Consider the following 7,212-nt stretch of genomic DNA (forward strand, 5'->3'; position numbering starts at 1 on the left):
AGACCCCCCGAAACGGCACAATTGCGGGGTCGGCGGAACGAGCCTGCCGAGCGGGTTTTGACAAGGCGGGCGCCACCGTCAACGACCGGTCGGTACCGGGGCCAGCCTCGGACACCGGCCCGCAATTGCCTGTAGGAGCGAGCTTGCTCGCGATTGCCAGCGCACCAAGGATCATCCAACAACAGCCCGTCGGCGGTGTGGCTCCGATTGAACGCCTGCTCACCGGGAGTGCGTGCGAGGACGATCGCGAGCAAGCTCGCTCCTGCAGGTGGTGTCTCAGCGCGGTGGCGGCGTTGAAGCGACCACACGATCCGGGCTGTCCCCGCGCGTAGGCCGGCTCTTGCCGAAGGCAACAGCCGGCTTCCAGACCGAGCGCTCAAGGCCGCGGGACGCCGATGGCGCCGATGAGGTGCCCGTCGACGTAGACGAGCGGGATGCGGTCGCGCTCCCACGGCGGGACGCCGTTGTCCGCGAGCCAGCGTTTGAGGGCGATGCTGCCCTCGCCGTCCCGGCGCGGGAGGCGTTCGCCGCCCTGGCGGAAGCGGATCTGGACGTGGCTGCTGGCGTCGATGGGACAGGTCAGCGCTTCCAGCGCCTCCGACGGGATGCGGCGATGCGGCAGTTCTAGGGGCTGTCGGCGATCGGTCCAGTCATAGACCGCATCGGGATCCAGCGTGGGCGCCGGGGCCAGCGCCCATGCGTCGCCCCGCCAGCGGCGTACCTCGCCGCCGGGCCACGCGACATGCGGATTGCGGTCGGCGGCGGCGCCGACGAGTTGCCGCCGCAGCGATTCCAGCCGTGCGGCGCCAGGGCGCGGCAGGCCCTCGCGGTGGACCCACCAGCGCAGCAGCGCGCGCTGGCGGAAATCCGGCAGGGTCGCCAGCGCGGCGCAGTCCAGCGTCGAGGTGTGCGTACCGCGGCAGGTGACGAAATCATGCGCGGCGAGGCTGTCGACGCCGGCCGCCGCCTCGCCCGCCTGGACCGCGGCCCGGGCGAGCGTGGCGTCGATCTCGCCGTGGCGCTCGCGCAGTACCGGCAGTACGCGTTCGCGCAGCCAGACCCGATCGTAGTCGGTATCCGCGTTCGCCGGGTCATCGAGCGCCTCGATATCGCGGCGCTGCAATTCCGCCTGCAGGCAGTCGCGCGGGATATCAAGCCAGGGGCGCAGGTGCAGCCCGGGGCCGAGCGTCCGCCGTACCGGCATCCCGGCCCAGCCGTGCACCCCGCCCCCGCGCAGCAGCGCGAGCAACAGGGTCTCGGCCTGGTCGTCACGGTGGTGGGCGGTCAACAGCACCTCACCCGGGCGCAGTCGCTCGCCGAGCGCGGTGTAGCGGGCCTCGCGGGCCGCGGCCTCGGGCCCTTCCCCGCGCGTGGCCCCCGCATCGACGCGAACGCTGTCGCAGCGGAGACCCAGACCGCGTGCGACCTGCTGGCAGTGGTCCGCCCAGGCATCCGCATCGGCGTGCCAGCCGTGATGGATATGCAGCGCGCGTACCCGGCGCCGGGGCAGGTTTTCCGCCGCCAGGTGCAGCAGGAGCGTGGAATCGGGACCACCACTGAACGCGACCGCGACACCGGTGCGCTGCGGTGCGTGCTCGGTGAGCACGGCATTGAGCCGTTCGGCGGGGTCCGGGGGATCGGTCGCGCGCTGAGTCATGGCGGGCTTTGCAACGGGGTCTATGCGGGCTCTCAGAAAGCCCGGCGGCGGTAGCCGGTGAACCGGGCGCATCTGCTCCGCCACTCAGGGATCGAGGCGCTCCGGGCGCCTCCATGTCCGGTCCGTGTGGCGACACCAGCCGCGATATGCACCGGTGACGATCCGCCCAAACGGCTCGACGCGTGACGCGCCGCCACGACACGGGACGCGGCTCGCCCCGCTCAGCCGGTATCGCGGTACCGGCCGTAGGACGTCAGTCGCTGGTACCGCTGCTCGATCAGCTCGTCGGTGTCGCCGCCGTCGTAGGCCGCGACGGCCTGGATGAGGGCATCGCGCAACCGCTTGGCCGCGTCGTCGTAGTCGCGATGGGCGCCGCCGAGCGGCTCACCGATGATCTCGTCGATCAGGCCGAGTTCCTGCAGCCGCGGGGCGGTGATGCCCATGGCCTCGGCGGCCTCGGCCGATTTCTCGGAGGACTTCCACAGAATCGACGCGCAGCCCTCGGGCGAGATGACCGAGTAGGTCGAATATTCGAGCATCATCAGCCGGTCGCCGACGCCGATCCCCAGCGCGCCGCCGGAGCCGCCCTCGCCGACCACGGTGGCGATGATCGGCACGCGCAGGTCCGACATGGCGAAGAGGTTGCGTGCGATTGCCTCGCTCTGGCCACGCTCCTCGGCACCGACACCGGGGTACGCACCGGGCGTGTCGATGAAAGTGAGGATCGGCATGTTGAATTTCTCGGCCATGCGCATCAGCCGCAGGGCCTTGCGGTAGCCCTCCGGGCGCGCCATGCCGAAGTTCCGCCGCAGCTTCTCCTTGGTGTCGCGCCCTTTCTGGTGGCCGATCACCATCACCGCGCGGCCATCGAGCCGAGCCGGACCGCCGACGATCGCCGGGTCGTCCGCATAAGACCGGTCGCCATGCAGCTCGGTAAATTCCTCGAACACGCGCCCGAGGTAGTCCAGCGAGTACGGGCGCAGGGGGTGGCGCGCGAGCTGCGCGATCTGCTGCGGGCGCAGTTTGGCGAAGATGCTGCGGGTCAGGGATTCGCTCTTCTGCTGCAGCCGCTGGATCTCCTCGCCGATATTGATCTCGGGGTTGGCGTCGGAGCCCAGATGGCGCAACTCGTCGATCTTCGCCTCGAGCTCGGCGATCGGTTGCTCGAATTCCAGAAAATTCGGATTCATGGGTTAGCGGCTGATCCCTGCATGTTCCTGACAGTGAAACGGATGATACAGGCAGGTTGCGGTGTTATGCACGTCGGGGATGAAGAGCGCAGGCGGCAGGCGGCAGGGCCAAGGGCTGAGGGCTGAGGGCTGAGGGCTGAGGGCTGAGAAGATTATCTGCCGTAGGCGCGTTTTCGCCGAAGGCGAACGCGCGCGGTGTTGGCGCGGCGGCGGATACCGTGTGCACCGTACCGTGTCGCCCCGGCGCGCTGCGCGCATTCGAACGGCGCTCAACCGCGCCATTCGAAGACGCGCCTACGGAGCGAGCCGTACCCTTGGCCCTTGGCCCTGCCGCCTTCTCTCTACCGCTGATACTCGATCTCGACCGAGCCCTCGTCCGTAAGCTGCCGCAGCCGGTGCAGGAGTTCGTCGGTCGGGTGGATCTGCCAGTCCTCGCCGAGGTTGAGGCGGGCGCTGGCACTGGGGCCCTGGTATTCGACGGCGATGGGCGTGTGGCCTTCGCGGAAGGGGCGCAGGGTGTCGCGCAGGTGGTCGATGAAGCCGTTGCCGGCGGCGCTGCCGTTGACGTGCAGGCGCAGGCGGCGGGCGAAGCGTTCGCGGGCGTCGTCGATGCTGTAGATCTCACGCGCGTTGATCTGGTACCCGCCGTTGAAATCGTCGTAGGCCAGTTGGCCCTCCACCACCAGCACGCGGTCGCGCACGATGGAATTGTGCCGCCGCTGCAGCAGTTCCGGGCCGATCTTGACCTCGACTCGGGTGCTCTTGTCGTCGATCGTGGCGAAGCCCATCTTGCCGCTGGAGGTGTTCTTGGTGCGGAAGGCGTTCACCAGGCCGGCGAAGACCTCGTTGCGGTCCTCGCTGCGGCGCCGCCCGAGGCTCTCGAGCTTGCCGCACTGGTCGGCCAGGCGGCCGTTCGTGAACCGGGCCAGTTCGTCGCTGTAGCGGTCGATGGGGTGACCGGACAGATACAGGCCGAGCGTCTCCTTCTCGGCCGTGAGCCGGGTCTCGTCGTCCCAGTCCGGCTCTGGCGGGATATCCGTGCTGCCGGCGGCCGGTTTGTCGTCGCCACCGCCGAACATGTCGTTCTGCCCGGTCGCAGCGTTGAGGCGGTGCTGCTCGGCGGCGCGCACGGCATGCGGCAGGCGCTTTTCGATGGTCGCGCGGTTGGGGCCGAGGCCGCCCAGCGTGCCCGCCCGGTTGAGCGCTTCGAGCACGCGCCGGTTTACCTTGCCGGCATCGACGCGCACGCACAGGTCGTCGAGGTCGCGGAAGGCCCCGCCACGATCCCGCTCGCGCAGGATGGCCTCCAGCGCCGATTCGCCCACGCCCTTGATGGCGCCGAGCCCGAAGCGCACCCGGCCGGCGTCGACCGCCGTGAAGCTGAAGGCCGAGTTGTTGATGTCCGGCGGGATTACGTCCAGCCCGATCGAGGCGCACTCGTCGATGAGCGTGACGACCTTGTCGGTGTTGTCCATGTCCGCCGACAGCACGGCCGCCATGAACTCGGCCGGGTAATGCGCCTTGAGCCATGCGGTCTGATACGACAGCAACGCATACGCGGCGGAGTGAGACTTGTTGAAGCCGTAGCCCGCGAATTTCTCGATCAGGTCGAAGATGTACTCGGCGGTGGCCGATTCGACGCCGTTGGCGACAGAGCCCTCGATGAAGCCGGTGCGCTGCTTGGCCATCTCCTCGGGCTTTTTCTTGCCCATGGCGCGGCGCAGCAGGTCGGCGGCGCCGAGCGAGTAGCCCGCCAGCACCTGCGCGATCTGCATCACCTGCTCCTGATACAGGATGACGCCGTAGGTGGGCTTGAGGATGGCCTCGAGCCAGGGGTGCGGGAACTGGACCTCGGCGTGGCCGTGCTTGCGCGCGATGAAGTCGTCGACCATGCCCGACTGCAGCGGGCCGGGGCGGAACAGCGCCACCAGCGCGACGATCTCCTCGAAGTTGTCCGGCTGCAGGCGCTTGATCAGCTCCTTCATGCCGCGCGATTCGAGCTGGAAGACCGCCGTGGTCTGGCAGGCCTTCAGGAGCTTGAAGGCATCGGGATCGCCCGTCTCGAGCTGATCCATGCTGATGGGCTCGCGGCCCTCGCCGCGCAGCCGCTCGTTGATGGCGTTGACCGCGCGATCGATGATCGTGAGCGTGCGCAGGCCGAGGAAGTCGAACTTCACCAGGCCGATTTTCTCGACGTCGTCCTTGTCGAACTGCGTGACCAAGCCCTGCCCGCCCGGCTCGCAGTACAGGGGCGCGAAGTCCGTCAGCGCCGAGGGCGCGATGACAACGCCGCCGGCGTGCTTGCCGGCATTGCGCGCCAGGCCCTCGAGCTTCATCCCGAGATCGATCAGCGCGCGGACGTCTTCCTCGTCGTCGTAGACCTGTTTGAGGTCCTCCGACTCCTTGAGGGCCCGCTCGAGCGTCATGCCGACCTCGAACGGCACCAGCTTGGCGATCCGGTCGACCATGCCGTAGGGATGGCCGAGCACGCGGCCGACGTCGCGGATCACCGCGCGCGCCGCCATGGAGCCGTAGGTGATGATCTGCGAGACCTTGTCGCTGCCGTACTTCTCGGCGACGTAATCGATCACGCGATCGCGGCCATCCATGCAGAAGTCGACGTCGAAGTCGGGCAGCGACACACGCTCAGGGTTCAGGAATCGCTCGAACAACAAGTCGTAACGTAGCGGATCGAGGTCGGTAATTCCCATCGCATAGGCCACCAGCGAGCCGGCGCCCGATCCGCGCCCCGGCCCCACCGGGACACCGTTGTTCTTCGCCCAGATGATGAAATCGGCGACGATGAGGAAGTAGCCGGGAAAGCCCATCGAGTTGATGACGCCGAGCTCACGCTCCAGGCGTTCGACATAGGGCTTGCGGAAGTCCTCGTCCGCGGCCTTCGCCGCGCCATAGAGCTGGTGCAGGCGCTCGTCGAGCCCCTGATACGCCACCTCGCTCAGATACGTGTCGACCGTGTGCTCCGCCGGGACCGGGAAATCGGGCAGATAGGACTCACCGAGCGTGATGCGCAGATTGCAGCGGCGCGCGATCTCGACCGAGTTCTCCAGCGCCTCGGGGATATCGCTGAATAGCTCGACCATCTCCTCTTCGGTGCGCAGGTACTGCTGGTCGGAGTAGCGCTTGGGGCGGCGCGGATCCGCCAGCACGCGGCTGTCATGGATGCACACGCGCGCCTCGTGGGCATCGAAATCCTCCGCCGACAGGTAGCGCACGTCGTTGGTCGCAACGACCGGGCATTCCATGGTGCTCGCGAGTTCCAGCGCCCCGTCGATCCACGCCTCTTCGTGCTCGCGACCGGTGCGGTGGATCTCCAGGTAGAAGCGCCCGGGGAAGCGCGCCATCCAGTCGGCGAGCGACTCGAGCGTGCGCTCGCGCCGTCCGGCCAACCAGTTGCGCGCGACCTCGCCGGTGCGCCCGCCGGAGAGCGCGATCAGACCGTCGGTGGCGCCGTCGAGCCACTCCCGCTCGATCGTGGGCTCGCCGTCGTTCTGCCCTTCCAGATAGGACCGCGACACCAGCCGGATGAGATTGCCGTAGCCGACATCGTTCTGGACCAGCAGCGTCAGCGGCGTCGCCGGCTCACCACGGGCCTCGCCGCGCAGCAGCACGTCGCAGCCGATGATCGGCTTCACGCCGGCGGCGATGGCGGCGCTGTAGAACTTGACCATGGCGAACAGGTTGCTCTGGTCCGTCAGCGCGACCGCGGGCATACCGCGCGCCTTGAGCGTCTTCATCAGTTCGGGGATGCGCACGGTCCCGTCGACCAGCGAGTAGTCGGTATGCAGGCGCAGATGGACGAAGCTCGGTTTCATGGGTGGTGTTGCGGGTCCCTGGTGCTGTGTTCCGTTGTCGGTGCGGTCATTGGTTCCTGCGGGTTTTTGAAGGGTTTTGAGAAAAAGTCAAAACCGGGTTCACGCGGAGCCGCAGAGTGCGCGGAGAAAGGTCAAAAGCGGGTTCTCGCCAAGACGCCAAGTTTGCCAAGAAACATTAAAACTACGATATAACGCACTGATTCTCCGCATATTCATATGCAGTCATTTATGCTACAGGTCGGACTTCCAACCCGACACGCACTGCGTCGGATCCTGGCACAGTGGCACCTGAACCGCCGACGTGTCGGACTGGAAGTCCGACCTACCCTATGTTCCGGCGACGTGCGGTAACCGAAGCGCAGTTCCATTCCCCCGATTGGTTCACCGTGCCTAGCCTCAGCCCTTGCCCTTCCTTGCCTTGCCTTGCCTTGCCTTGCCTTGCCTTGCCTTGCCTTGCCTTTCCTTGCCTTTCCTTGCCTTTCCTTGCCTTGCCTTGCCTTTCCTTGCCTTTCCTTGCCTTGCCTTGCCTTTC

3 protein-coding genes are annotated in these 7,212 nt (G+C 67.5%); all 3 read right to left on the reverse strand.

Translation table 11 applies throughout. The features are described 5' to 3' along the window. Nucleotides 1-376: 376 nt before the first annotated feature. The 3 genes from tilS to dnaE all read right to left on the reverse strand — a co-directional run bounded on the left by tilS (nucleotide 377) and on the right by dnaE (nucleotide 6,680). Complete coding sequence (tilS, locus tag A0W70_RS08535) at nucleotides 377-1,657, reverse strand: tRNA lysidine(34) synthetase TilS (protein ID WP_175443088.1); 1,281 nt, start codon at nucleotides 1,655-1,657, stop codon at nucleotides 377-379. A 221-nt stretch (nucleotides 1,658-1,878) separates the two neighbouring features. Then, nucleotides 1,879-2,847, reverse strand: a complete 969-nt coding sequence (locus A0W70_RS08540; protein WP_070988914.1) for an acetyl-CoA carboxylase carboxyltransferase subunit alpha — start codon at nucleotides 2,845-2,847, stop codon at nucleotides 1,879-1,881. Nucleotides 2,848-3,188: 341 nt separating this feature from the next. Continuing rightward, the gene (gene dnaE, locus A0W70_RS08545) at nucleotides 3,189-6,680 is read right to left on the reverse strand and encodes a DNA polymerase III subunit alpha (protein WP_070988915.1); all 3,492 of its coding nucleotides are present in this window, start codon (nucleotides 6,678-6,680) and stop codon (nucleotides 3,189-3,191) included. Nucleotides 6,681-7,212: the final 532 nt, after the last annotated feature.

This window comes from Halofilum ochraceum (assembly GCF_001614315.2).
Classification (GTDB): Bacteria; Pseudomonadota; Gammaproteobacteria; order XJ16; family Halofilaceae; genus Halofilum; species Halofilum ochraceum.